Raw genomic sequence first — 22,974 nt, forward strand, 5'->3', positions numbered from 1 at the left:
CGCACTTCTGTAGGAGTGAACTTATTCGCGAAAATGGGTAAGCCGATAGAGATGTATGGGCCTGCACTGGCCTTCGCGAATGAACTCGCTCCCACAATGACCGCGGGGTACCGAGGCCATTCGAAGAAGGCTCCTTTCATATTAGGAGTGTTCGCCCGAAGCAGCGCATCACCTCGAAGGCCCCGGTCTTGCATAGCCCCCATCATCGTCCTCTCAAGACCCCGATGCCCATGACCGACACCCACATGCCTCCCGCCCTGCGTTTCATGCTGGCTGCCCGACGCAGTGAGCTGGCGGGGCTCGAAGGGTTGGCGCAGACCTGCGAGCTGGTGACGTCAATCAGCAGGCTGGTCCATGTGCTTCAACGCGAGCGCGGGTATTCGAATGTGTATCTCGGGTGCCCTGACGCGCACCATCTGCCCCAACTTGATGCGCTGAGTGCCGAAGCCCGAGCGATCGAGCACCAAGTGGTGACGTTTTTTCAAGGTATCGACCTGGAGCCGCACGCGGCGTCTGATCGCGCGCGGTTGTTCAACCGGCTGGCGTTCGTGATGCATGCGCTGGATGAGTTGCCCGGTTTGCGTCGGCGTATTCGTGATCAGCGGTTGACGGCGGTGGATGCCACGACGGCGTTGACCCGGCTGATCGGCGGCTTACTGGCCGTGGTGTTCGAAGCGGCAGACACGGCGGTCGATCCGCAGATCACACGGGTGCTGGTGGCATTGTTCAATTTCATGCAAGGCAAGGAACTGGCTGGGCAAGAGCGGGCAGCCGGGGTGGCCGGGTTCTCGGCGGGCTTCTTCGACGCGACGTTGCGGGGGCGGATCGAGCACCTGGTGCACGGTCAGGAACGGTGTTTCCAGACGTTCATCAAGTTTGGCGAGAATGAGGCCGCGACGTTGTGGCGCAACCAACAGGCGGGTGAGACCACTGCTCAGGTGTCTCGTTTGCGAGGCGTGGCGCTGAAAACATCGGAAAGCCAACGCGTTGACCCCGCGCTGTCGCCGATGTGGTTTGAGCTCGCGACCTTGCGCATCGATGCCATGCGCGCCGTGGAGACCCGCCTGGCGGAGGTCCTGTTGCAGAGTTGTCAGGCGAGCATCAAGCAAGCGCGCGCTGATCTGGAGAATCACCGGACCTTGCTCAACCGCTTGATCAGTCTGGAAACGGCCGGTTGCCTGGATCAGGCCGTGCTGTTCAACGTACAGGCGGTTGAGCTGGACAGCCCGCCGCAAGACGGCTTGGGGCATCAAGTCGGGCGTTCGGTCCTCGATATGCTGCAGACCCAGACCCAACGGTTGATGAGCGCCAACGACGAGCGCGACGAGGCGCGCAAAGCGTTGAGCGAGCGGAAAGTGGTGGAGCGGGCCAAGCGTTTATTGATGGATGAATTCCAGTTGACCGAGAACGATGCGTACGAGCGCTTGCGCGTGTCTTCCATGGATCGCGGGCAACGGATGGTCGATGTGGCGCAGGCGTTGCTGGATCGGGTAGCCGCTCGGTCGGTAAGGCGTTAGCCGCCGGTCATGTTCATGAACCGGACCACCTGCACGTCATCGTTGATTTCGAAATTGTGCTGATACGGTTTGAGTTTCATCGCTTCGACGATGGCTCTTTCGAGCTTTTCCGGTTGACCGGGGTTGGCGCGGAGGACGGCCTTGAGGTCGGCGGAGTGTTCGTTGCCCAGGCACAGCAACAAGCGGCCTTCCACGGTCACCCGCACGCGGTTGCAGGTGGCGCAGAAATTGTGGCTGTGGGGTGAGATGAAGCCGACGCGGATGTCCGGGGCTTCGGCCAGGCGCCAATAGCGCGAAGGGCCTTGGGTCGATTCCGTGGAGTTGATCAGGGTGTAGCGTTCGGCAATCCGCTCGCGCACTTGATCACTGGAGAAAAACGACTCGGCACGACTGTGTTCGCTGATGATGCCCAGCGGCATTTCTTCGATGAAGGTGATGTCCAGGCCGCGATCGATGGCGAAGGCCACCAGATCATTGATTTCGTGATCGTTGCGCCCTTGCATCACCACGCAGTTCAACTTGGTGTGGGTGAACCCGGCTGCGTTGGCCGCATCAATGCCGGCAATGACTTTGCTCAAGTCACCGGTACGGGTCAGCTCCTTGAAGCGCGCAGGGTCAAGGCTGTCGAGGCTGATATTGAGGCGTTTGAGTCCGGCTTCGAACAGCGGCGCCGCCAGTTTGTCCAGCTGCGAGCCGTTGGTGGTCATGCACAGTTCACGCAGGCCGGGCAGGGCGGCAATGTTCTTGCACAAACCCACGATGCCCGCACGCACCAGCGGCTCGCCACCGGTCAGGCGAATTTTTCTGGTGCCCAGCTCGACGAAGCGTTCGGCGATCTGCTGGATTTCTTCCAGCGAGAGAATCTGCTGACGGGGCAGGAAGGTCATGTCCTCGGCCATGCAATACACGCAGCGGAAATCGCAGCGATCCGTCACCGACATTCGAACGTAATCGACCTTGCGTGAAAACCCGTCCAGCAGAACCCGATCAGACATTGCGTTTCTCGACAGCGTGTGGCGTGGCAGAAGCAAAACGTGCGTCAGTCCATTCGGATCGTCGCACGCAGGAATCGTTAAATTTTCTGGCTGGCCGGTTGCTCAAGGCGAGTGGCCTTGGCATCCGTCGCCGAGGCTTCAGTGGCCTTCGAGTAAGACACGTAATACGCCAGCCCGACGAAAATTGCACCCCCCACCGCGTTGCCGAGGAAGACGGGCACGAAGTTTTCGATGAAATCGCTCCAGGTCAGCGCGTCGACGAAGATCGCGGCCGGGATCACAAACATGTTCGCGACCACGTGCTGGAAGCCGATGGCGACGAAGCCCATGATCGGGAACCAGATGCCGACGATCTTGCCAATCATGTCCTTGCTGGCGTACGACAGCCAGACGCCCAGACACACCAGCCAGTTGCAGCCGATGCCGGAGATGAACGCCTGGCCGAAGTCAGCGCTGGCCTTGGCCTTGGCGATCGCCACCGTCTTGGCCAGGAACGCGCCCTCAGTGAGGCCCAGCACGTGGCCAAAGAAATACGCCACAAACAGTGCGCCCAGCAGATTGGCGAGGGTCACCAGCAGCCAGTTGCGGGCCACGGCCCCGGCGCTGATACGTCCGGCGAACATGGCCGTTGGCAGGCTCATCATGTTGCCCGTGAGCAGTTCGCCACCGGCAAGGATCGTCAGGATCAGGCCAATCGGGAAGACAGCGGCGCCGACCAGGTTGCCAAACGACGCCCACGGCGCGGGGATCAAGGTGCTGACGTGAATGTCCAGCAGGAAACCGAGGGAAATGAAGGCCCCCGCGAGGAAGCCCAGGATCATCACCGACAGCGTCGGCAGGTGTGATTTCTTCACACCAGCTTCGACGGTGATGTCAGCGATCTGTTGAGGGGTGTTGATGGACATGTGAAAGACTCGCACGCAAAGGCCAGCACCACGACACACCGTCGCGCGCCACGCAAAATAGTCAGGGTAGTGTTCAAGCGTCCGGTCTTGATGCGTCACGTCTCGGGGGACGGGCGCCAGTCCTTGTGGGGCAACGGTGCGACGCCAGGCCGCGTGGCAGAATCGCCAGGAAAGACGTATTCAGTTGATGAGCAAGCTACCGATCCCGTGCCAGAGCGTCCAATCGCTTGTTCTGATGAATTGATCGACCGGCTCTATCGCGTCATGGATCAGCGGTTTGCGCCATGCTGCGCTCGTAGCGTTCGAGCAACGGTTGAATGCTGATGCCATGCAACAGAATGCTCAGCGCCACGACCGAGAGCGTCAGCCCAATGGTGGTAGGCACCGCGTCCATTGGCAGGCCGTGGGAAAGGGCGTAACACAGGTAGTACAGCGTACCGATGCCGCGAATGCCGAACCAGCCCACCAGCGCCTTTTGCGGACGGCTGAGCAGGCGTCGGCTGATCAGCAGCCAGACGCTCAACGGCCTGATCACACAGAACAATGCCAGGCCCAGCACCAGCGCGCGCCAGTCCCAATAAAAGGCGATGGCGGCGCCGAGCAGGGTGATCAGTAGCACCTCCATGGCGCGTTCCACCAGACTGCCAAACGCGAGCATATCGCCCATCATCACCCCGGCCGCCAGTTGCGATTCGGACAGTTCTTCGTGGTCGGTCACCGTGGCGGCCTGGGGGTCGCTGTCCATGTGTCCGAGCACCGGTTTGGCCACGTGTTCGGACGGGACTTCCGACTGGGTGATCCGCACTTCGGCCCGGCGCAGGCCCAATCCGGCGGCGAACACGGCCAGGAACCCATACGCGCCCAATGCTTCTGCGATGGCGTAGGCCATGGCGATCAGCGCCAGCGCGAGAAAATCGTTCGGCGAGGTGGTGCTGTCGGCGTTCTTTATACGCAGGTAGATCATCAGGTGACCGACGCCGCGCCCCAATCCGTAGCCCAGCAACAGGCCCACGGGCACGCCCCACAGAATGTTTTTCAGCAGCCAGCCCTGCACCCAGTTGAAATCGGCGGTGCCGTGGGTGAGGAACAGCAGGGCGAAGATCACGAAGGGGAACGCGCTGCCGTCGTTAAGCCCGGCTTCCCCCGAGAGGCCGAAGCGCACGCGGTCAAAATCCTGAGCGTTGTTGACCTGCACCAGACCGGCGAGCACCGGGTCGGTCGGGGAGAGCATGGCGCCCAGCAGCAGCGACACGGCCCAAGGCAGGTCCAACAGGAAGTGCGCGGCAAGGCAGACGCCGACGATGGTCGCCAGCATCACCGGCACCGCCAGCAGGTAGGCCGAATGCCAGGCCGAGCGGTGCAGTGGCAAGCGCAGTTTGATGCCGGTATTGAAGAGCGAAAACAGCACCGCGACTTCGGTCAGGCGCTCCAGCCAGTGCCGGGATTCACGGACGTCAAGCTGAACTATATCCAGCCCCCACGGGCCGATGCACGCCCCGAACGCCAGACACACCGCCGACGTGGTGACGGGCAGCCAGCGCAGGTAAGAAGAGGTCAACGCCAGGAGCATCAGAAGGACGCCCAGCACGGTCATGCAAAGAATAAAACTCATCCGGCCTCATCGAGCGTGAAGGAGTGGGTTCTTTGTGTGACTGTGCGGGTGGGGGATAGTTATAAAGAATGTTAAGGGGCAGAAGATGGGGTTGGCCTGATGCCTGGACGTTGCCCGATCCAACGTCTTCATTGCCGTCGTCCCTCCGGCGTCTCCCACAGGTTTTGTAGCGTTTCGCCATGCAGTGATCGCCTTGAATCCCTCATATCGAAAGGGGCATGCATCACGATCCTGAAGACTTGAACATACCTTGTGGGAGACGCCGGAGGGACGACGGCAGCGAAAGCGATGGGTCAGGCTGACCCTCGCTCCGCTGTCAGCCTGTTTTACCGCTCGATCGTCCGGCTCCAGCGTGCGTTCCACTCGGGCCGAATCAGGTTGACCTTGTCCCAGTCGATGGTCACGGCCGTTTCCAGGTATTTGTTCATCGCTTCGACCTGGCCACGAGTGCGGTCGCTGGTCGGGGTTTTCGGGTTGGACGGGATCTGGTCGCCCAATTCCAGCGCCGGGGCCTGGGCTTCCGGGGTCAGCAGGAATTCCGCGAGCTTCTGCGCCAGTTCCGGCTGATCGTTGTTGGCGATGGTGCATTCAGCCACGTTCAACACCACGGCGCCTTCTTTCGGCGGGGCGTATTCGACCGGGATGCCCTTCAGTTTCAGCGCTGTCACCTGCGTCGGCGTCAACGGAAACAAAGCAGCTTCGCCGGTCTGCACCATCTCGGAAATCTTCGCCGAGCTGGCGATGTATTCCAGCACGTTCGGGCCGACGGTTTTCGGCCAGGCCTTGAAGCCCGGTTCGACGTTGGTCTCGTCACCGCCCTGTAAGCGGTTGAACATCAGGAAGCCATGCAGACCGAAGGTCGAGGACGCCAGGGACTGGAACACCAGCTTGTCCTTGTAGCGTTTGTCGGCCATGTCTCCCCATGACGTCGGGGCGCTCCAGCCGTTTTCCTGAAACATCTTGGTGTTGTACGCGAGGCCCGTGACGCCAAGGCTCACGGCCACCGCTTCGTCCTTGATCTTGCCCTTGTCCGGAATGTCCGCCAGCGTCGCGCTGGGCTTCAGCTTGCCGCACAGGCCCATGGAAATGGCCCGGTACATGATGCCGTCGTCGAGGAACATCACGTGCATCTGCGGGTTGTCCTTGCTCGCCTGCACCTTGGCCAGAATGTCGGACGACGTACCGGGTACGATCACCACTTTGACGTTGTTGGCCTTCTCGAACGCTGGCAGCACCTGATCGGCGTACAAGCGCTCCATGGTCCCGCCATTCATGCCGAGGTAGAGCGTGGTTTCAGCCTGTGCGCTGCCCGACGCCAATAACGCGGCGAGCGGGACGCAAGACAGCCCGGTGAGGGCAAAACGTTTGACGCTGTTCATGGTTTTCATGGGTGTGATCTTCCTCTGAACAAAGGGATAACGTTGACCGCGCCCTTGGGCACGGCGGTGGGGGGCTGTACAGGCTGTGAAGCGGGTTGAAAACGGCGGATGGAAAAAACGTCGAGCGCAATGGCCGGTGCGCCGTGACAGACGATCTGCGCCAGCGCTTCCCCGGCGGCGGGGCCGATCTGGAAACCGGACCCCGCAAAGCCGAACCCGTGCAACAGGCCCGGTTGGGTCGAGCTTGCGCCGAGCACCGGTTCGCGGTCCGGAAGATAACCTTCGGTGCCGCTCCACGTGCGGATCGCCTGTGCACCGGCCAGCGGCGGGTACAGTTCGACGGCGTTGCGCAGGATGTCGAGGATCGCGGCCTGACCGGGACGCGCGGTGGTCGGGTCGAGGGGGAAGCCCTGTCCGCCGCCCAGCACGCAGTTGCCCCGTGCGACCTGACGGGCATAAATCCCGCCGCCTTCGACGCCGGTGCTGACGTCCATGAACATGGGCAGTGGCTCGGTCACCAGCATCGCCGGGTGCCCGGCGCGCATCGGCACCGGCTCGCCAAACTGTTCGGCCAGCGCCGCTGCCCAGGCCCCGGCGCAGTTCAGCAGCCACGGCGCTTGAAACCGGTGGCCGCCGAAGGTCTGTACGTCGAAGGCTTGGCCGTCGTGACTCACCTGGCTGACCTGCGCCTGTTCGAACACCTCGGCGCCGGCGCGGCGGGCGGCAAAAGCGAACGCCGGAGAGACCAGACGCGGGTTGGCGTGGCCGTCGTCGGCGCACAGCGAGGCGCCCACCGCGACATCCCCCGCCCACGGAAAACGGGCGCGCAATTGCGCACGGTCGAGCAATTGCAGGTCCAGCCCAAAGCCCCGAGACGCCTGTTCGTAGGCGACCAGCGCGGCCATGTCCTGATCACTGCGCGCCAGCTTCAAATGGCCGGAACGCAGGTATTCGCCGTCGATGCCAATGAGGTTTTTCAGGTCGCTCCAGATCCCGTGGGCCCGCTGTGACAACGGCAATTGAGACAGGGGGCGGCCCTGACGTCGCACACCGCCGTAGTTGACGCCACTGGAATGCGAGCCGAAAAAATCCCGCTCCAGCAGCGCCACGCGTTTGCCCGCCTTGGCCAGAAACAGTGCGGCGGAGGCACCGACGATGCCGCCGCCGATGACCACGGCATCCACTTCGACAGGCAGGCTCATGGCTCGATCTCCACGCCGAAGGGCAGGGGCTTGATCGGTGCTTGACCCCGCAACCGGCCAACGCTGGCGATGTCGCGACCTGAGGCGTGCGCGACGAGTTCGGTCGCCGCCAGCCCGCACATGCGTCCCTGACAGCGGCCCATGCCGACCCGGCACATGGCCTTGACCCGGTTGATCTCCCAGTGCCCCTCGGCCACGGTCTGGCGAATGTCCCCCGCACTGACTTCCTCGCATCGGCAGACGGTCATTTCGTCTGGCGCGGTGGCAGCCCAGTGTTCGGGGAATGGGAACGCGGTTTCCAGGCCGTGGCGAAAGCGCTGAATGCCGTCGAGTTTGCGTTGCAGCTCGCCACTGCGATTCGGATCAACCTGATGCCCTGTGTCGCTCAGCAGCGTCAAGGCCGCGAGTTCTCCGGCCATTTCTGCCGCGTCGGCGCCCATGATTCCGGCGCCGTCGCCTGCGAGATACACACCCTCGACAGAGCTACGACCGCTGGCGTCCCGAACCGGCAGCCATGCGCGGTTGAGCGCGCTCCAGTCGAAGTCGCAGCCGAGCAGGTCGGCCAATTGGGTTTCGCTGCGCAAGGCGTGGGCGAAGGCGACGGCGTCGCAGTCGAGCCGCTTGAGGTGCGCACCGTCGCGCCACTGCACGCTGCCTACCCGTTGCTGGCCGTGAATGCTGTCCAGCGCGACGCCCTGATGCACGGGAATGCCACGGGCCGTTAGCCAGCCCCGGTAAAACATCCCTTTGGCCAGGGTGGCAGGCTGACCGAGCAGGGCGGGCAGGGCGCGGGTCTGGGCCGACAGCGGCGAACTGTCGAGCACGGCCAGCACCTTCGCCCCGGCCTTCGCGTACTGATAAGCCACCAGATACAGCAACGGCCCGCTCCCCGCAAAGACCACGCGCTCGCCGATGGCGCAGCCCTGAAACTTCAACGCAATCTGCGCGGCGCCCAGACTGTAAACACCAGGCAACGTCCAGCCGGGCACTGGCAGAATCCGGTCTGTGGCGCCGGTCGCCACGATCAGGTGCTTGTACCGCACCTGCGCCGCCACGCCGTTGCACAGGGTGTCCAGCATGTGCGATTCCGCGTTCCAGACCAGGGTTTCGGGGCGGTAATCGATGTCGGTTGTCAGGCGATCCAGCGTTGAATGCACGGCCTGGGCTTTCGACGCTTCAAAGCCATACAAGGCCTTCGCCGAGCGTTTGAAGTTCTCCGGCTGACGACGATAAATCTGCCCGCCGCCCCGCAGGCTTTCGTCGATCAGGCAGGGTTGCAGCCCGTAGGCCACCAGGGTTTGCGCGGCACGGATACCGGCAGGCCCTGCGCCTACGATGACAATGTCGTTCTGTTTCATAGGCTGCGCCCCGGTTCGCGGCTGACGTTCAGGCCCGGCTCCAGCAGCGTCGCGCAGGCCCGCACCCGGCGACCGTCGCCCAGCTTGACCCAGCAATCCTGGCAGGCGCCCATCAGGCAGAAACCGGCGCGGGGTTCGGCGCAGAAATCGCTGCCACGCAGGTGGTCCGAGGTGGTCAGCACCGCCGTGAGCAGGGTGTCGCCCGCGAGACCGCTGGCGGGCTGGCCGTCAAGCGTGAAGAGCAGAACCTCGCGGTCGTGTTCGGCCAGTCGTTTCAGCAAAGCCATGGTGCGTTCCCTGAAAGGCGTTCGGTGATTGAAATCAAAGGCATCAGTGGCGCCCCACCAGCACGCGATCCAGGCCGTAAACCCGGTCGAGAATGATCATGGTGATGGCCGTCAGCGCGATCACCAGTGCCGACACGGCGGCCATCATCGGGTCGATGGATTCGGTGGCGTAAACGTACATGCGCACGGGCAGGGTCTGGGTTGAGGGCGAGGTGACGAAGATCGACAGCGTCACTTCGTCGAAGCTGTTGATGAACGCCAGCAGCCAGCCTCCGGCGACCCCCGGCAGGATCATCGGCAGGGTGATCTGGCGAAACAGCGTGAAGCGGCTGGCGCCCAGGGATTCCGCAGCCTGCTCGGCGCTGCGATCCACGCCAATCGCCGCCGCGATCACCAGCCGCAGCACGTACGGCGTGATCACCACCACGTGGGCGAACATCAGCCAGACGAAGCTGCCGTTGACCCCCATCAGTGCGAACAGGCGCAGCATCGCCACCCCGAGCACCAGGTGCGGAATGATGATCGGCGACAGGAACAGGCCGTTGAGGAAGTTGCGCCCCGGAAACTGATAGCGGGTGATTGCCAGCGCGGCGGGCACGGCGATCAGGGTCGCAAGGGTGGCCGCGACCACCGCCAGAATCAGGCTGTTATAGAAGGACTGAATGAAGTCGGCGCGCTCGAATACCGCCGTGAACCAGCGCAGGGAAAAACCGTGCCACGGCAGGCTCAGGGTGTTTTCCGGGGTAAACGCCACCAGGCACACGACCACCAGCGGCGCCAGCATGAACACCACGATGAGGGCGTGAAACGACAGGGCCAGAGGACCATTCTTGGACATCGATCATTCCCCCAGGGATTTTTTATAGCGGCCTTCGACCAGCCGGTTCCACGACAGCATCACCAGCAGGTTGATCAGCAACAGCGCGACGGCAATGGCGGCGCCCATGGGCCAGTTGAGTTCCGAGAGGTATTGGTCGTAGACCGTGGTGGCGACCATTTTCAGGCGGCGTCCGCCCAGCAGGCCGGGGATGGCGAACGAACTGGCCGACAGCCCGAAGACGATCAAGGTGCCGGACAGGACGCCGGGCATGACCTGCGGCAGCACCACCAGACGCATGACCTTGGCCTGACTCGCCCCCAGCGACAGCGCGGCCTGTTCGGCAGAGCGGTCCAGCTTCTGCAGCGAGGTCCACACCGGGATGATCATGAACGGCAGCATCACGTGGACCAGCGCCAGCACCACCGCGAACGGGGTGTAGAGCATTTTGATCGGCCGGCCACCGAGGGCCTGGATCGCCTGATTCACCAGCCCGTCGGCGCCGAGCAGCAGGCTCCAGCCGAAGGCACGCACTACCACCGAAATCAGCAGCGGCGTGAGGATCAAAATCAGAAAGATCGAGCGCCACGGGGTGCCCATGCGGCTCAAGATGTAGGCTTCGGGCACCCCAATCACCACGCACAACAGGGTGACCAGCGCGCTGATCCAGAAGGTGCGAAAGAAGATCTCGTAGAAGTACGAATCGGTGACCAGATTCACGTACTGGGCGAAGGTCCAGCTGCCGCTTTTGACGCCCACGGTGTAGTCGAACACGTTGAACGACAGCACCAGCGTTAACAGCAACGGCACCACCAGAAGGCCGACGAACAGCACCAACGCCGGGGTCGAGAGCAGATAACCGCGACCGCTGTCGCGCAGCACACTCATGCCGACACCTCGTCAGCGGCCAGCACGCGCAGCAATTCAGACGGCCAGTCCAGCCCCACCGCCGTGCCTTCGTTCATCGGCGCATCGCCGTTGTTGCGGCGCACGACGGTCAACTCGCCAATCGGCGTGTCGATGCGGTACAGCCACTGACTGCCGAGGAAATAACGGGTGATGATCCGGCCTTGCAGACGGCCTTCACCGGCGTTCAGCAGGTCAATCTTTTCCGGGCGCAGGCTCAGGGTCAGTTCGCCGTCGCCCTGTGCCTGACGTACTTGAGCCACGCCGCTCGAATCACGGTCGCCGCGCAACAGGTTGGCCTTGCCGACGAACCCGGATATGAAACGGGTACGCGGGTGTTCGTAGAGCTTGTACGGTTCGTCGATCTGGGTGATGCGCCCGGCCTGCATGACCACCACGCGGTCGCTGATGGACAGGGCTTCGGCCTGGTCGTGGGTGACCATCAGCGTGGTGATGCCGACTTCGCGCTGGATGCGGCGAATCTCGAACTGCATCTCTTCGCGCAGATTGGCGTCGAGGTTGGACAGCGGTTCGTCGAGGAGCAGGACCGGCGGCTCGATGACCAAGGCACGGGCCAGGGCCACACGCTGGCGCTGGCCACCGGAGAGTTCACGCGGGTAGCGGTCGGCGTGTTGATGCAGGCGCACCAGCTCCAGCACGCGGGCGACGCGGCGCTGAATGTCGTCGGCGGCGACTTTTCGCATCTTCAGGCCGAAGGCCACGTTGTCGCGCACGGTCATGTGGGGGAACAGCGCGTAGGACTGAAACACCACACCGAGGCCACGACTGGCGGGTTTGGCGTGGGTGATGTCGCGTCCATCAAGGAGGATCTTGCCCGAGGTAACATCTACGAACCCGGCGATCATTTGCAGGGTGGTGGTCTTGCCGCAGCCAGACGGGCCGAGCAGGGACACGAATTCGCCTTTTTCCACCGACAGGTCAGTGGCGACCACCGCATCGACCGGGCCGTAACGTTTGCAGAGTGCCTGGAGTTGAAGAAATGCCATGGGTGCGTTCCACCTTTTTTGTGCACGCCGGGGGCATGCGTTTTTTATGGGCAGATGCGAAGAGAGGCGGCGTGCCGATGCGTGTCGGCATGCTCAATGGACGCTGGCGCTCGATCGGTGTCGGCTGCCGCTGTTATTCAAATCGCCCTGGTGGACTGATCCTAGGCCGAAGACTAGGATGGGCTCAACGATGAATTTCATTGAGCGAGTAGTATTTTCAGATTTATTCGATCAGTGAATGTAGATAGGAAAATACAGATAGTGGATTCCACTGAGCGGAATGAAACGACAAAAGAAACAGGCGTTGGCGCTGTGTCTCGACTGTTTGCCGTGCTGCGCTGTCTGGGTGAATGCCCTGAAGGCGGTGAACGGGTGACGCAACTGGCGCAGCAAGTGGGCTTGTCCCAGCCGACGACTCACCGGCTGTTGCGCAGCCTGATGGACGAAGGCATGGTCGAGCAGGATGCGCGCAGCAAACGCTACCGGTTGAGCCTGGAGTTCTTTGCGCTGGCGGCGAAAGCGGGGCAGACCGGGAACTTGCGCGACGTGGTGCGGCCGAGTTTGCTGCGGCTGTCGGCGTCGCTGGGGGATTCGCTGTTTCTGCTGGCGCGCAGCGGTTTTGACGCGGTGTGCCTCGACCGTAGCGAAGGGCCGTACCCGATCCGGACGTTCACCGGCGACATTGGCGGCCGCGTGGCGTTGGGCGTGGGGCAGGGCAGTCTGGCGATCCTGGCGTTCTTGCCGGAAGACGAGCGCGACACGGTGATCCGTTACAACCTGCCGCGCCTGCGAGATTTTCATCTGTACGACGAAGTGATGCTGCGCTCGGAAATCGACAACGTCAGGCGCCTGGGTTATGCCGCTCGCAACACCGGTGTGCTGGAAGGCATGGCCGGTCTCGCGGTGCCGATCCTCGACCGCGAAGGCCGGGCTGTTGCGGCCCTCAGCGTCGCCACCATCAGCGACCGCCTCAACGCCGAACGCATGCCCACCGTGGTGGACATGCTCAAGCGCGAAGCGGCTGCCATCGGGCAAAGGATCAACCCTTTCGACCCGGTGTTGCGCCGGCCTTCGCAGGTGTTTGGGCAGAAGGAGGGGTGAGGGGTGTCAGCGATGCCCCTTTCGCTGCCGTCGTAACCTCCGGCGTCTCCCACGGGTCTTGCGGCGTTCCGGTACAGGGTGTTCGCTGGAGATTTCCTGTGCGAGCGAATTCATTCGCGAAATCTTCCAGGCGCTGAAGGTGTGCAGGCTGTACCGACCCTTTCGTCGGAATGCCGCCCAGGATGAATTCGCTCCCACAGGAGATCGGAGGTGTATCCGAGATCCCGGCGCTCCGCCATTCTCTGTAGCAGCACGGCGGGCAGGGTAAGGCCTGTGTTCAGGGAGGTCACTAAGAGATGTGGCCAACTGAATACGTATTCAGAAAAAATACGTGCATTCAAGGGGTTAGGTGCCTGTTTGTCAGTTTATTGACCCTCTGTTTCGTCACCGGCTTGACGTTTTTTGACCACTCGTCGGGCCGTCGATATGGCGTTTAAAGAAGCGCTTCGCGGGGTCGAATCAGGCTGTGTAAGCCCTCCGTTTTTGACACGGCGGCACAGGGATGTGGCAAGCAGGCATTTTCGGGCAATCCCGAAAACCGCAGTCCCCCCTGATGAGATTTCCATATGTCCAAGTCCCTGAGATTGCAGATTCTGGCGCTGCTGGGCGGCAGCCTGGCGTTGGTGCTGCTGATCGCACTGGCCTGTTTCCAGTTCCTCTCCAGCAACGTTCACGCGTACCGCGGCCTTTTGGACGGTCCGCTGCAGGCCTCGCAACGGGTCGATCAGGCCAACCTTCAATTCAAGATTCAGGTTCAGGAATGGAAAAACGTTCTGCTGCGCGGCAAACAGCCTGCGGACCGGGACAAGTTCTGGGGCCAGTTCGAGGAGCAGGAGCGTCTGGTGCAGACCACGCTGGGTCAGCTCAGCGGGATGGCCGGTCTGGATGCCGCGAGCAAGGCCCAGGTCGACAAGCTGCGTGACGAGCACCGTGCGCTGGGCGTGGCCTATCGCAAGGGCCGCGACGCGTTCGTGGCGGCGGGCGGCGATCCGGTGGCCGGTGATCAGGCGGTGAAGGGCGTGGACCGTGCCGCCAGCGAGCAAATGACTGAACTGGTAGGCAACCTGCGCGCCCTCAGTGACGAACAATCGAAGGCGATCAGCAGCACGGCCGATCAGACCATTCTCATCGGCACCCTCGTCATGCTGGCGTCGGCGTTGCTGGTCGGTGTCTTGGCACTGTGGATGGTCAATCGCAACATCGTCGGCCCGATCAGCCTGTTGATCGAATACGTCGCGCAACTGAGCCACGGGCGCTTCAGCGACCGGGTCAGCGTGACCCGCCAGGACGAACTCGGACGTCTGGCGGTGGCGGCGAACACCTTGCGCGATTTCCTCGCGGACACCTTCACACGCCTGAAGCGCAGCACCACCGACCTGGACAGCGCGGGCGGTGAGTTGAAAGCCATTGCGTCGCTGATGGCTCAAGGCACTCACGAGCAGTTCGAACGCACCGATCAGGTGGCCACGGCGATGACCGAGATGTCGGCCACGGCCCAGGAAGTTGCGCGCCATGCGGCACAAGCGGCTCATGCCGCTGATGAAGCGGATCGCAGCTCTCAGGACGGCGGCAAGGTGATGAGCGCGACCATTACCGTGATCACCCAGATGCGCACCGAGATCAGCAACACCGCCGACGTGATTCGTCGTCTGGAAAGCGACAGCGGGCGCATCGGCAAGGTGCTGGAAGTGATTCGCGGCATCGCCGAGCAGACCAACCTGCTGGCCCTCAACGCGGCCATTGAAGCGGCGCGGGCCGGGGATGCCGGACGTGGGTTCGCGGTCGTGGCGGATGAAGTGCGCACCCTGGCCCAACGCACGGCGGCGTCGACGGCTGAGATCAACCAGATCATCAATTCGGTGCAGACCGGCGCCATCGACGCGGCGCAGGCCATCGAGAGCGGTCAGGCGCGCAGCCAGGAGAGTGTCGATCAGGTCGCCCTGGCCAGTTCGTCGCTGGCTCGCATCACTACCGCCGTGGAAGCGATTCGCGACATGAACCGTCAGATCGCCACGGCAGCCGAAGAGCAGACCTCCGTGGCCGAGGACATCTCGCGCAACCTGACCGAAATCACCGCGATTGCCACCACCAACCAGAGCAACGTGCAGCGCACCCAGACGGCGAGCCAGGACCTGCATGAGTTGTCGGTGGGGTTGAACGACGTGATTTCGCGCCTCAGCGCCTAGAAGCAGCGGCGAGTGTCGAGCGTCAAGCTGCAAGTGGGCGTGGGCATCTCGCCGTCGGGTGAGGTGCCGATTTTCGCAGGAACGTCAGGCCTGACAGAACACCAGAGCTTTGAGGCCGCCATCGGGCTCGATGTCGGCAAACTCTGGCGGATTCTCCAGCCGCTGTTCAAAGCGTAACCCCGGCGCTTCTCGCGTCACGCCCTCGATCAGGAAATCCGCGCCCAGCGCCGGGTCGTTCATGCAGGCCAGCACGGTGCCGTCGGTTGTCAGCAGCTCGGGGAGTTTGCGCAGCACGCGCTGGTAGTCCTTGGTCAGCAAAAAACTGCCTTTCTGAAACGACGGCGGGTCGATGATCACCAGATCGTACGGCCCGCTGCTCTTCACCTTGCCCCAGGATTTGAACAGCTCGTGGCCGAGAAAGCTGACCTTGCTCAAATCGTGGCCATTCAAGCGATGGTTGTCGCGCCCCCGGCTCAGCGCCGCCCGCGACATGTCCAGGTTGACGACGAACGCCGCGCTGCCCTCGATGGCGGCGACTGAAAAACCGCAGGTGTAAGCGAATAGGTTCAGCACTCGCTTCCCGTCCGCATTCGCACGCACCCAATCACGGCCGTAGCGCATGTCGAGAAACAGCCCGGTGTTCTGTTTCTTGCCGAAATCCACGAGGTAGCGCAGGCCGCCTTCGGTCAGCGTCCACTCGTCCGGCATCTCGCCGAGCAGGGTTTCGGTGTGGCTGTCGGGCAGATAGCGGTGTTGCAGGAGCAGGGTGTGGGCTTGGCTGTCTTTCCAGACGGGCGTCTGAATCAGCTCCGCCAACAGACGCTTCAAACCCTCCAACTCGTCAGCCGTCGGTTCCTTGAACAGTGACACCAGCACCACGCCCTGCATCCAGTCCACCGTCAGTTGCTCAAGGCCCGGCCAACGGCGGCCACGGCCATGGAACAGCCGACGGGTTTCCGTGGGCGCAGGGGCGAGGGCGGTGAGCAGGTGCTCGTTGAGGGTGTTCAGCGCGTCGGGATTCATCGGGTGGCGGCGGGTCGGCAGTGGAAAGGGGCGGCATTCTAAACCCAAAAGGCGGCCATGAATGATTATCCTGTGCCGCACACCGTATGAGCCAAGAAGACCGCTGATGACCGACCTGATCCTGCGCGACGCCCGCGACGACGACATGCCTGCCGTGCAGGCCATTTACGCCCACCACGTGTTGCATGGCACGGCCAGTTTCGAGCTGGAGCCGCCGACCCTGGAACAGATGCTCCAGCGATGCGCCGACATCCGCGCCAACGGCCTGCCGTATCGGGTCGCCGAGCACGAAGGCGAAATCGTGGGTTACGCCTATGCCACGCTGTACCGGCCGCGTCCGGCGTATCGCTTCACCGTCGAAGATTCGGTGTACGTGCGCGAGGGCATGGCCGGGTTGGGGATTGGCCAGCAGTTGCTGGAAACGGTGATTCAGCGCTGCACCGACGACGGCCGGCGGCAGATGGTCGCGATCATCGGCAACAGCGAAAACGTGGCCTCGATCCGGCTTCATGAGCGCCTGGGGTTTCGCAAGGTCGGGGTGTTCGAATCGGTAGGCTTCAAGCACGGCCGCTGGCTCGACACCGTGATCATGCAGCGCGAGCTGGGAGAGGGTGCGAGCAGCACGCCTCACCGGTAGCTTCTTTCAAACGCTCGGGTTGGCCCCGGGTAACGAAGTTTCGACCGGGCGGTCGGAAATGTCCGAGGTCTCTGGCACCGCCACCCACAACAGCACGAATGCCACCGCCGCAATCGCCGCCAGGGTCAGGAACGCCGCGTTGTAACCGGCCTCGCGAATCACCAGCCCGGCCAGGCCGTTGCTCAGCGCGGCGCCGAGGCCGAACACCGTTGAAATCGCCCCGAGGCTAACGTTGAAGCGGCCCGTGCCTTGGGTCAGGTCCTTGACCACCAACGGCATCAGCGCCCCGAACGCCCCTGCGCCGATGCCGTCGAGCAGTTGCACGCCCACCAGCCAGTAAGGGTTATCCGACAGCACGTAAAGCACGCCCCGCAGCGGCAGGATGACGAAGCCCGCCAGGAGCAACGGTTTGCGCCCCCAACTGTCAGCCTTCGTGCCCACCAGCCAGGCCACCGGCACCATCACCAGTTGTGCGGCGACGATGCAGGCCGAGGTCAGGGGCGTGGCGAGGTTGAGGTCGATCTGTGAGAGCTTCTGGCTGACCAGCGGCAGCATCGCAGCGTTCGCCAGATGAAACAGGCCGCAGCAGATAGCGAATACCAGCAGGGGGCGGTTGTGGATCAGCACGGACACGCCGCTGGGCTGTTCGGCGCCGTTCTCCTGTCGAGGGTCGAAACCCCGTGCCACTTCATGATCGATGGCGGACCCATCAACGAAGCTGACGGCGACCACGCTGGCTATCGCCATGAACGCCATCAGGTAAAACACCGCAATCGGCCCGAACGCCCACGACAGGCCGCCCGCCAGCAGCGCGGCGCAGGCATTGCCCGCGTGGTTCCAGGTTTCGTTGCGGCCCGTTCGGCGAGTGAAGGCTTTCGGACCGGTGATGCCGAGGGAAATCGCTGCAATGGCGGGGGCGAACACAGAACCGGCAATGGCGCCCAGCCCCTGGGTGATCGCCACCCAGGTAAAGCTGTGGATGAACGGCAGAATCACGCAACTGGCGGTCACCAGCAGCGCGGCGATGACCACCACCAGGCGCTTGCTGCGGGTGCGGTCAATCAGCGCACCCGCTGGCGTCTGGGTGACCAAAGCGGCTATACCGGCGAGCGTCATGACCAGGCCGATGCTGGCCGGGTCCCATTTGTGCACCGCCAGCAGGTAGATCGCGAGGTATGGACCGAGTCCGTCGCGCACGTCGGCCAGAAAGAAATTGAGGCCGTCCAGTGAGCGGTTGTTACGAAGATCGGAAGGGGTGTTCAAGGCCGGCCTCGCCAAGTGGGTCGCGCAGCCGGGCGTGCATGCTGCTCACGATTAATGACCTGTCGAGCGCTGAATTCGTTCGACCCAAGGTGCCGGACTGTTACACGCACCACAATTGTCTTTATCGCCCCGATATTTGAATCCGGAGCGAGGCAGGCATAAGCTTCGCGCCATTGATGACGGTCACGCCTCGTTGTGTGCCGTTTTCCGCCATTTTTGTTCAGGAACTGCCATGTCCAGTCTGTTTCCCGCCGCCCGTCCACGTCGCCTGCGCAGCCACGCAAACTTCCGTGCGCTGTTCCAGGAAACCGAATTCACGCTGAACGATCTGGTGCTGCCGATCTTCGTCGAAGAAGAAGTCGATGACTTCGTGCCGATCAACAGCATGCCGGGCGTGAGCCGCATTCCAGAGTCGAAGCTGGCCCAGGAAGTTGAGCGCTATGCCCGCGCCGGGATCAAGTCGGTGATGACCTTTGGTGTTTCCCACCATCTGGACGCCAGCGGCAGCGACACTTGGCAGGAAAATGGCCTGGTGTCGCGCATCTCCCGCACCATCAAGGATGTCGTGCCGGAAATGATCGTGATGTCCGACACCTGCTTTTGCGAATACACCGACCACGGCCATTGCGGCGTGATGCACAACGGCCACGTCGATAACGACGCGACCATCGAAAACCTCGGCCGACAAGCGGTGATGGCCGCACGCGCCGGTGCCGACGTGATTGCGCCGTCGGCGGCGATGGACGGGCAAGTGCGGGCGATTCGCGCTGCGCTGGATGCGGCCGGGTTCACGAACACGCCGATCATGGCCTATTCGACCAAATTCGCGTCGTCGCTCTACGGCCCGTTCCGTGAAGCGGGCGGTTCGGCGCTGAAAGGCGACCGCAAGACCTACCAGATGAACCCGATGAACCGCCGCGAAGCCCTGCGCGAGTCGCTGCTGGACGAAGCTGAAGGCGCTGATGCGCTGATGGTCAAACCGGCGGGCGCGTACCTGGACATCATCCGTGACATCCGCGAAGCCTCGAACCTGCCGCTGGCGGCGTATCAGGTGAGTGGCGAGTACGCGATGATCAAGTTCGGCGCCCAGGCCGGGGCCATCGACGAAGGCCGCGTGGTGCGCGAGACCCTCGGCGCGATCAAGCGGGCAGGCGCGGACCTGATCTTCACGTATTTCGCGATGGATTTGGCGTTGCAGGGGATTTGATCCAGCGGGTTCACCGATACGTCTGACGTGTACGCCACCCTGTGGGAGCCCGCGTAAGGTGCGGTACGGCGCGGTATCAGCTGTGGGAGCGAATTCATTCGCGAAGGGTCCGGTACGGGCGATACATCTCTATCGCCTGGACTGTTTTTCGCGAATGAATTCGCTCCCACAGGTGCGCGGTGGTGCCGCGAAGGGTGCGTCTTGATACGGCTTCAGCCGTGCGGGCTTTTCATTCACACCTGCCACGCCTTGCTCGCCTCGGTGAGCATCTCTTCGATCAGCACGCTGAATCGCTGGCTCAACACGCTCTGTGGCCGGTCTTCGGGCAGCAGTAGGTAGGTGGAAAACCGGATCTGCGGTGCGAAGGGCCGGGTGTCGATGCCCATGTGCAGGTATTCCTGCGCCACCATCGGGCTGACGATGCTCACCCCCAGTCCCAACGCCACCAGCGAGCAGACCGTCGCGGCATACGGCGTCTCCAGGTTCAGCTTGCGATGCTCCTTGTCCCCCGCGAACGCCCGGTCCACGCGGGTGCGCGAGCCATCGTTCAATGACAGTGAAATGAACTCTTCGCCGTACAGGTCTTCAGGCTTGACCGCCGCCAGCGCCGAAAGCCGGTGCCCCTTGGGAAATACGCACACCCCCGGCACGTCGCAGATCTTGCGCGTGCGCACCCCCGGCATGTCATCGCCGACATAAGACGCCAGGCCGACATGACAAAACTGCGACGCGGCCCAATGCGCGACCATGGGTGAATCGTTGGTGTGGATGGAAATCGCCGCCTCGGGGTTTTCCTGGCGAAAACGCTGAATGACCCTCGGCAACAGCGTCAACGACAGCGATGGCACCGCCGCAATCCGCAATTGCCCCGTGCCGCCACGTCGGATGTTCTGCGCCGAATGCTCCAGGCTTTGCAGCCCGACGAATGCACGCTCCACGTCGACAAACAGCGCCGCGCCTTCATCCGTAGGCAACAGACGGCCTCCCACGCGTTCGAATAATTTGAAACCACTGGCCCGCTCCAGTTGCGCGATCAAACGGCTGATGTTGGGTTGTGAGGTGTGCAGCGACTCGGCGGCGGCGGTCATCGAGCCGCTCAACACCACGGCGCGAAAGGCTTCGACTTGTTTGAAGTTCATGGCTGACCATATCAATTCGGTATGGACGACCACTGTATTGTCATTTGTTGGCATGAGCCAGAGGCTTTATAACTGTTTTCGACATCGACAGTTCGCGCAGACGGACACGATGCCCCGGCGTCCTCAGGCGCCGCATTCTCGCTGAATCCTCTGCCCTTGAAATCGTTGCGTGGTGACGCCTTTGCTCGTCCCTGCGCTGGTAGTTAACCAGGAGGCAATATGTCGTTTTCGTTGAAATCCCTCGTTCGTGTCATGGCTCTTTCGTGTGTCTCGCTGGCAGGGATGGCGCAGGTCCATGCCGCTGAATTGCCGCCGGTGCCCGATGAAATCAAAGCGGCCGGTCAATTGCGTGCCGGGGTCCGTTGCGACCAGCCACCGTATGGCTTCCAGAACAACAACGGCGACTTCGCGGGCGTCGAAGTCGAGATGTCCAGGCAGATTGCCCTGTGGGCGCTGGGCTCAAAGGACAAAGTGACGTTCACCTGCGTCACCGCTGAAAACCGCGTGCCGCAGCTGCTGGGGCGCAAGGTCGACTTCCTCATCGCGACCCTCGGCGTCACCCCTGAGCGTCAGCGCGTCATCGACTTCACCACCCCGTACCGTTGGGGCGCCAGCGACGTGGTGGTGAAGAAGGACAGCCCGATCAAGTCGATCAAAGACCTCAACGGCAAGACCCTCGCCACACTCAAAGGCTCGGTGCAGGCCAAGTGGTTCGAGGACCACATGCCCGAGGTCAAGACCCTGCGCATGAACAGCGCCGCCGACGCCTTGCAGACCTTTCGTCAGGGCCGCGCCGACGCCTACACCCACGACGCCGCCACGCTGGTGGTGGTCGCGGCCAACGACGGCGATGCACGGCTGATCAACGAACCCTTCCAGATCTCCGACGCGGCCATTGGCGTGCGCAAGAACGACGAAGCGTTTCGCGATTACCTCAGCGCGGCGGTCGCCCGGATGCACGAAGAAAAACTGTTCCGTGGTTGGGTCCAGCAATACGTGCCAGAAAACATCCAGAGCTACTACCTGAGCGTGTTCGAACAGGCCAAGCCTGAAGAAAAACTCTGATCGGGCGCCCCCATGGACTTCGATTTCAATTACCTGGTGGCGCAATGGCCAGCCTTGCTCGACGGCGTGTTGATGACGCTACGGGTTTCGCTGCTGGCCATCGGGGCGTCGCTGCTGATCGGCATTCTCGGCGGCGCGGTGCGGTCCTTCCGCATCCCGCTGCTGTCGCAGATCGTGGTGCTGTACGTGGAGCTGATTCGCAACACTCCGATTCTGGTGCAGTTGTTCTTCATCTTCTACGGCCTGCCAGCCATCGGCCTGGAGCTGTCGCTGTTCTGGTCCGGCGTGGTCTGCCTGTCGCTGTGGGCAGGGGCGTATCAGGTGGAGAACATGCGCGGCGGACTGGCCACGGTCGAGCACAAGATGCGTGAAGCGAGCATGGCCCTGAGCCTCAAGCCTCATCAGTATTTTTACCTCGTGGCCTTGCCGATCGCGTTTCGTACCAGCTTGCCGGCCGTGCTGAACACCTCGATTTCGCTGCTGAAGAACTCGTCGTACTTGCAGGCCATCGGTCTGGCGGAGTTGACGTTCGTGGCGGTGGACCGCATCGCCACGGATTTCCGGGCCATCGAGATGTTCAGTGCGATCTGCGTGATGTACCTGATTCTGGTGGCGATCCTGTCCTTGCTGACGGGTCGCTTGTCCGCTCACCTGCAACGGCCTTTCCGGCACTGAGGCCCCATGAACTTTCTGATCGAAAACTGGGGCTTCGTGCTCAAGGGCCTGTGGATGACCGTGCGCCTGGCGCTGGTGATCCTGCTGTTCACCACGCTTATCTCGACGGTGTTCGGGGTGCTCGCCACCCTCAAGAACCGAGTGCTGTGGTGGACGATCCACGGCTACGTCGAGCTGTTCCGCTCGATCCCGCTGATCGTGAATGTGTTTTTCATTTTCTTCGGTGCGCCGATGTTCGGCCTCGACCTGAGTCCGTTCGCGGCGGTGGTCACGGGCCTGACGTTATGGGGCAGCGCCAATGGCATCGAAATCGTGCGTGGCGGGTTGGAGTCGGTGAACCGGCACCAGTGGAAAAGCGCTTGGACCCTGGGCTTGCGCCCTTGGCAGATCTACCTGCACGTCATTGCGCCGCAGTCGATGAAGGCCATTTTGCCGGCGTACACCGGGCTGCTGACGATGTTGGTGCAAGCCACGTCGCTGGGTGCACTGGTGGGCGTCAGCGAGTTTCTCAAAGTCGGGCAGATCATCGTCGAACGCTCCACGGTCATGACCGGCGTCAGCCCCGCCTTCGCGGTCTACGGCGCGGTGCTGCTGGTGTACTTCGTCATCTGTTCATTGCTGAGCTGGCTCAGCCGTTATCTCGAACGTCGCCTGGGTCGCCCGGCGATGCGCACCACTCGTTAAGGGATGTGA

At 62.7% G+C, this 22,974-nt stretch carries 21 protein-coding genes; 8 read left to right on the plus strand and 13 right to left on the minus strand.

The features are described from left to right. Nucleotides 1–230 precede the first annotated feature (230 nt). A complete protein-coding gene (locus ACIQAL_RS05605) occupies nucleotides 231–1,517 on the plus strand; it encodes a nitrate- and nitrite sensing domain-containing protein (RefSeq protein WP_401143372.1) in 1,287 nt (428 codons plus the stop codon). Here ACIQAL_RS05605 and moaA read toward each other — a convergent pair. The 10 genes from moaA to ACIQAL_RS05655 form a co-directional block, all read right to left on the minus strand. Next, nucleotides 1,514–2,512 carry a GTP 3',8-cyclase MoaA gene (gene moaA / locus ACIQAL_RS05610; protein ID WP_401143375.1) on the minus strand — a complete coding sequence of 333 codons (999 nt, stop codon included), beginning with the start codon at nucleotides 2,510–2,512 and terminating at the stop codon, nucleotides 1,514–1,516. The genes ACIQAL_RS05605 and moaA overlap by 4 nt on opposite strands. A 77-nt stretch (nucleotides 2,513–2,589) precedes the next feature. Continuing rightward, the gene (locus ACIQAL_RS05615; protein ID WP_401143377.1) at nucleotides 2,590–3,417 is read right to left on the minus strand and encodes a formate/nitrite transporter family protein; all 828 of its coding nucleotides are present in this window, start codon (nucleotides 3,415–3,417) and stop codon (nucleotides 2,590–2,592) included. Nucleotides 3,418–3,679: 262 nt separating this feature from the next. After that, nucleotides 3,680–5,029: a cation:proton antiporter gene (locus ACIQAL_RS05620; protein ID WP_401143380.1), complete on the minus strand. Its 1,350-nt coding sequence runs from the start codon at nucleotides 5,027–5,029 to the stop codon at nucleotides 3,680–3,682. A 326-nt stretch (nucleotides 5,030–5,355) separates the two neighbouring features. Next, nucleotides 5,356–6,408: an ABC transporter substrate-binding protein gene (locus ACIQAL_RS05625; protein ID WP_401143749.1), complete on the minus strand. Its 1,053-nt coding sequence runs from the start codon at nucleotides 6,406–6,408 to the stop codon at nucleotides 5,356–5,358. Between the two features lie 5 nt (nucleotides 6,409–6,413). Further along, entirely contained in the window at nucleotides 6,414–7,610 is a 1,197-nt protein-coding gene (locus ACIQAL_RS05630) for an NAD(P)/FAD-dependent oxidoreductase (RefSeq protein WP_401143383.1), read from the minus strand. Next, on the minus strand, nucleotides 7,607–8,968 hold the full coding sequence (locus tag ACIQAL_RS05635) for an FAD-dependent oxidoreductase (protein ID WP_401143386.1): 1,362 nt from the start codon (nucleotides 8,966–8,968) through the stop codon (nucleotides 7,607–7,609). Before ACIQAL_RS05635 ends, ACIQAL_RS05630 begins: the two co-directional genes overlap by 4 nt. Next, on the minus strand, nucleotides 8,965–9,255 hold the full coding sequence (locus ACIQAL_RS05640) for a (2Fe-2S)-binding protein (protein ID WP_401143389.1): 291 nt from the start codon (nucleotides 9,253–9,255) through the stop codon (nucleotides 8,965–8,967). Before ACIQAL_RS05640 ends, ACIQAL_RS05635 begins: the two co-directional genes overlap by 4 nt. A 43-nt stretch (nucleotides 9,256–9,298) precedes the next feature. After that, nucleotides 9,299–10,093 (minus strand): ABC transporter permease, encoded by a 795-nt coding sequence (locus tag ACIQAL_RS05645; RefSeq protein ID WP_401143392.1) that lies wholly within the window; start codon nucleotides 10,091–10,093, stop codon nucleotides 9,299–9,301. A gap of 3 nt (nucleotides 10,094–10,096) precedes the next feature. Beyond that, complete coding sequence (locus ACIQAL_RS05650; RefSeq protein WP_166597740.1) at nucleotides 10,097–10,960, minus strand: ABC transporter permease; 864 nt, start codon at nucleotides 10,958–10,960, stop codon at nucleotides 10,097–10,099. Further along, nucleotides 10,957–11,985 (minus strand): ABC transporter ATP-binding protein, encoded by a 1,029-nt coding sequence (locus ACIQAL_RS05655; RefSeq protein ID WP_401143396.1) that lies wholly within the window; start codon nucleotides 11,983–11,985, stop codon nucleotides 10,957–10,959. The genes ACIQAL_RS05650 and ACIQAL_RS05655 overlap by 4 nt, the downstream gene beginning before the upstream one ends. 261 nt (nucleotides 11,986–12,246) lie before the next feature. On the opposite strand from ACIQAL_RS05655, the gene ACIQAL_RS05660 reads away from it, so the two are divergent. Then, nucleotides 12,247–13,086 carry an IclR family transcriptional regulator gene (locus ACIQAL_RS05660; RefSeq protein ID WP_401143398.1) on the plus strand — a complete coding sequence of 280 codons (840 nt, stop codon included), beginning with the start codon at nucleotides 12,247–12,249 and terminating at the stop codon, nucleotides 13,084–13,086. A gap of 566 nt (nucleotides 13,087–13,652) precedes the next feature. Continuing rightward, complete coding sequence (locus ACIQAL_RS05665; RefSeq protein WP_401143401.1) at nucleotides 13,653–15,272, plus strand: methyl-accepting chemotaxis protein; 1,620 nt, start codon at nucleotides 13,653–13,655, stop codon at nucleotides 15,270–15,272. A gap of 84 nt (nucleotides 15,273–15,356) precedes the next feature. On the opposite strand, the gene ACIQAL_RS05670 is transcribed toward ACIQAL_RS05665, so the two are convergent. Beyond that, nucleotides 15,357–16,295 carry a class I SAM-dependent methyltransferase gene (locus ACIQAL_RS05670; RefSeq protein WP_401143404.1) on the minus strand — a complete coding sequence of 313 codons (939 nt, stop codon included), beginning with the start codon at nucleotides 16,293–16,295 and terminating at the stop codon, nucleotides 15,357–15,359. A 106-nt stretch (nucleotides 16,296–16,401) separates the two neighbouring features. Here ACIQAL_RS05670 and ACIQAL_RS05675 point away from each other — a divergent pair, with 106 nt between their 5' ends. Continuing rightward, entirely contained in the window at nucleotides 16,402–16,932 is a 531-nt protein-coding gene (locus tag ACIQAL_RS05675) for a GNAT family N-acetyltransferase (RefSeq protein ID WP_401143407.1), read from the plus strand. Nucleotides 16,933–16,938: 6 nt separating this feature from the next. On the opposite strand, the gene ACIQAL_RS05680 is transcribed toward ACIQAL_RS05675, so the two are convergent. Continuing rightward, complete coding sequence (locus ACIQAL_RS05680) at nucleotides 16,939–18,195, minus strand: MFS transporter (RefSeq protein WP_401143410.1); 1,257 nt, start codon at nucleotides 18,193–18,195, stop codon at nucleotides 16,939–16,941. 232 nt (nucleotides 18,196–18,427) lie between these two features. Between ACIQAL_RS05680 and hemB the strand changes: the two genes are divergently transcribed. Further along, nucleotides 18,428–19,402 carry a porphobilinogen synthase gene (hemB, locus tag ACIQAL_RS05685; RefSeq protein ID WP_401143413.1) on the plus strand — a complete coding sequence of 325 codons (975 nt, stop codon included), beginning with the start codon at nucleotides 18,428–18,430 and terminating at the stop codon, nucleotides 19,400–19,402. 233 nt (nucleotides 19,403–19,635) lie between these two features. Here the strand turns inward: hemB and ACIQAL_RS05690 are convergent, their stop codons facing one another. Then, nucleotides 19,636–20,541 carry a LysR substrate-binding domain-containing protein gene (locus ACIQAL_RS05690; RefSeq protein ID WP_401143416.1) on the minus strand — a complete coding sequence of 302 codons (906 nt, stop codon included), beginning with the start codon at nucleotides 20,539–20,541 and terminating at the stop codon, nucleotides 19,636–19,638. Nucleotides 20,542–20,760: 219 nt separating this feature from the next. Here ACIQAL_RS05690 and ACIQAL_RS05695 point away from each other — a divergent pair, with 219 nt between their 5' ends. From ACIQAL_RS05695 to ACIQAL_RS05705, 3 genes are read left to right on the plus strand one after another with little or no spacing between them, the layout of a single operon-like run. Beyond that, entirely contained in the window at nucleotides 20,761–21,606 is an 846-nt protein-coding gene (locus tag ACIQAL_RS05695) for a transporter substrate-binding domain-containing protein (protein WP_401143419.1), read from the plus strand. A gap of 12 nt (nucleotides 21,607–21,618) precedes the next feature. Next, entirely contained in the window at nucleotides 21,619–22,281 is a 663-nt protein-coding gene (locus tag ACIQAL_RS05700; RefSeq protein WP_166598726.1) for an amino acid ABC transporter permease, read from the plus strand. Between the two features lie 6 nt (nucleotides 22,282–22,287). After that, nucleotides 22,288–22,965, plus strand: a complete 678-nt coding sequence (locus ACIQAL_RS05705) for an amino acid ABC transporter permease (protein WP_401143422.1) — start codon at nucleotides 22,288–22,290, stop codon at nucleotides 22,963–22,965. The last annotated feature ends 9 nt before the right edge of the window (nucleotides 22,966–22,974 follow it).

It is taken from the genome of Pseudomonas sp. NPDC088368 (genome assembly GCF_044753445.1).
GTDB lineage: Bacteria > Pseudomonadota > Gammaproteobacteria > Pseudomonadales > Pseudomonadaceae > Aquipseudomonas > Aquipseudomonas bambusae.

Bases quoted from the DNA above. Each gene is read 5' to 3' on its own strand.
- ACIQAL_RS05605 (WP_401143372.1), top strand. From the start codon at position 231: ATGACCGACACCCACATGCCTCCCGCCCTGCGTTTCATGCTGGCTGCC.
- moaA (WP_401143375.1), bottom strand. From the start codon at position 2,512: ATGTCTGATCGGGTTCTGCTGGACGGGTTTTCACGCAAGGTCGATTAC.
- ACIQAL_RS05615 (WP_401143377.1), bottom strand. From the start codon at position 3,417: ATGTCCATCAACACCCCTCAACAGATCGCTGACATCACCGTCGAAGCT.
- ACIQAL_RS05620 (WP_401143380.1), bottom strand. From the start codon at position 5,029: ATGAGTTTTATTCTTTGCATGACCGTGCTGGGCGTCCTTCTGATGCTC.
- ACIQAL_RS05625 (WP_401143749.1), bottom strand. From the start codon at position 6,408: ATGAACAGCGTCAAACGTTTTGCCCTCACCGGGCTGTCTTGCGTCCCG.
- ACIQAL_RS05630 (WP_401143383.1), bottom strand. From the start codon at position 7,610: ATGAGCCTGCCTGTCGAAGTGGATGCCGTGGTCATCGGCGGCGGCATC.
- ACIQAL_RS05635 (WP_401143386.1), bottom strand. From the start codon at position 8,968: ATGAAACAGAACGACATTGTCATCGTAGGCGCAGGGCCTGCCGGTATC.
- ACIQAL_RS05640 (WP_401143389.1), bottom strand. From the start codon at position 9,255: ATGGCTTTGCTGAAACGACTGGCCGAACACGACCGCGAGGTTCTGCTC.
- ACIQAL_RS05645 (WP_401143392.1), bottom strand. From the start codon at position 10,093: ATGTCCAAGAATGGTCCTCTGGCCCTGTCGTTTCACGCCCTCATCGTG.
- ACIQAL_RS05650 (WP_166597740.1), bottom strand. From the start codon at position 10,960: ATGAGTGTGCTGCGCGACAGCGGTCGCGGTTATCTGCTCTCGACCCCG.
- ACIQAL_RS05655 (WP_401143396.1), bottom strand. From the start codon at position 11,985: ATGGCATTTCTTCAACTCCAGGCACTCTGCAAACGTTACGGCCCGGTC.
- ACIQAL_RS05665 (WP_401143401.1), top strand. From the start codon at position 13,653: ATGTCCAAGTCCCTGAGATTGCAGATTCTGGCGCTGCTGGGCGGCAGC.
- ACIQAL_RS05670 (WP_401143404.1), bottom strand. From the start codon at position 16,295: ATGAATCCCGACGCGCTGAACACCCTCAACGAGCACCTGCTCACCGCC.
- ACIQAL_RS05675 (WP_401143407.1), top strand. From the start codon at position 16,402: ATGACCGACCTGATCCTGCGCGACGCCCGCGACGACGACATGCCTGCC.
- hemB (WP_401143413.1), top strand. From the start codon at position 18,428: ATGTCCAGTCTGTTTCCCGCCGCCCGTCCACGTCGCCTGCGCAGCCAC.
- ACIQAL_RS05690 (WP_401143416.1), bottom strand. From the start codon at position 20,541: ATGAACTTCAAACAAGTCGAAGCCTTTCGCGCCGTGGTGTTGAGCGGC.
- ACIQAL_RS05695 (WP_401143419.1), top strand. From the start codon at position 20,761: ATGTCGTTTTCGTTGAAATCCCTCGTTCGTGTCATGGCTCTTTCGTGT.
- ACIQAL_RS05700 (WP_166598726.1), top strand. From the start codon at position 21,619: ATGGACTTCGATTTCAATTACCTGGTGGCGCAATGGCCAGCCTTGCTC.
- ACIQAL_RS05705 (WP_401143422.1), top strand. From the start codon at position 22,288: ATGAACTTTCTGATCGAAAACTGGGGCTTCGTGCTCAAGGGCCTGTGG.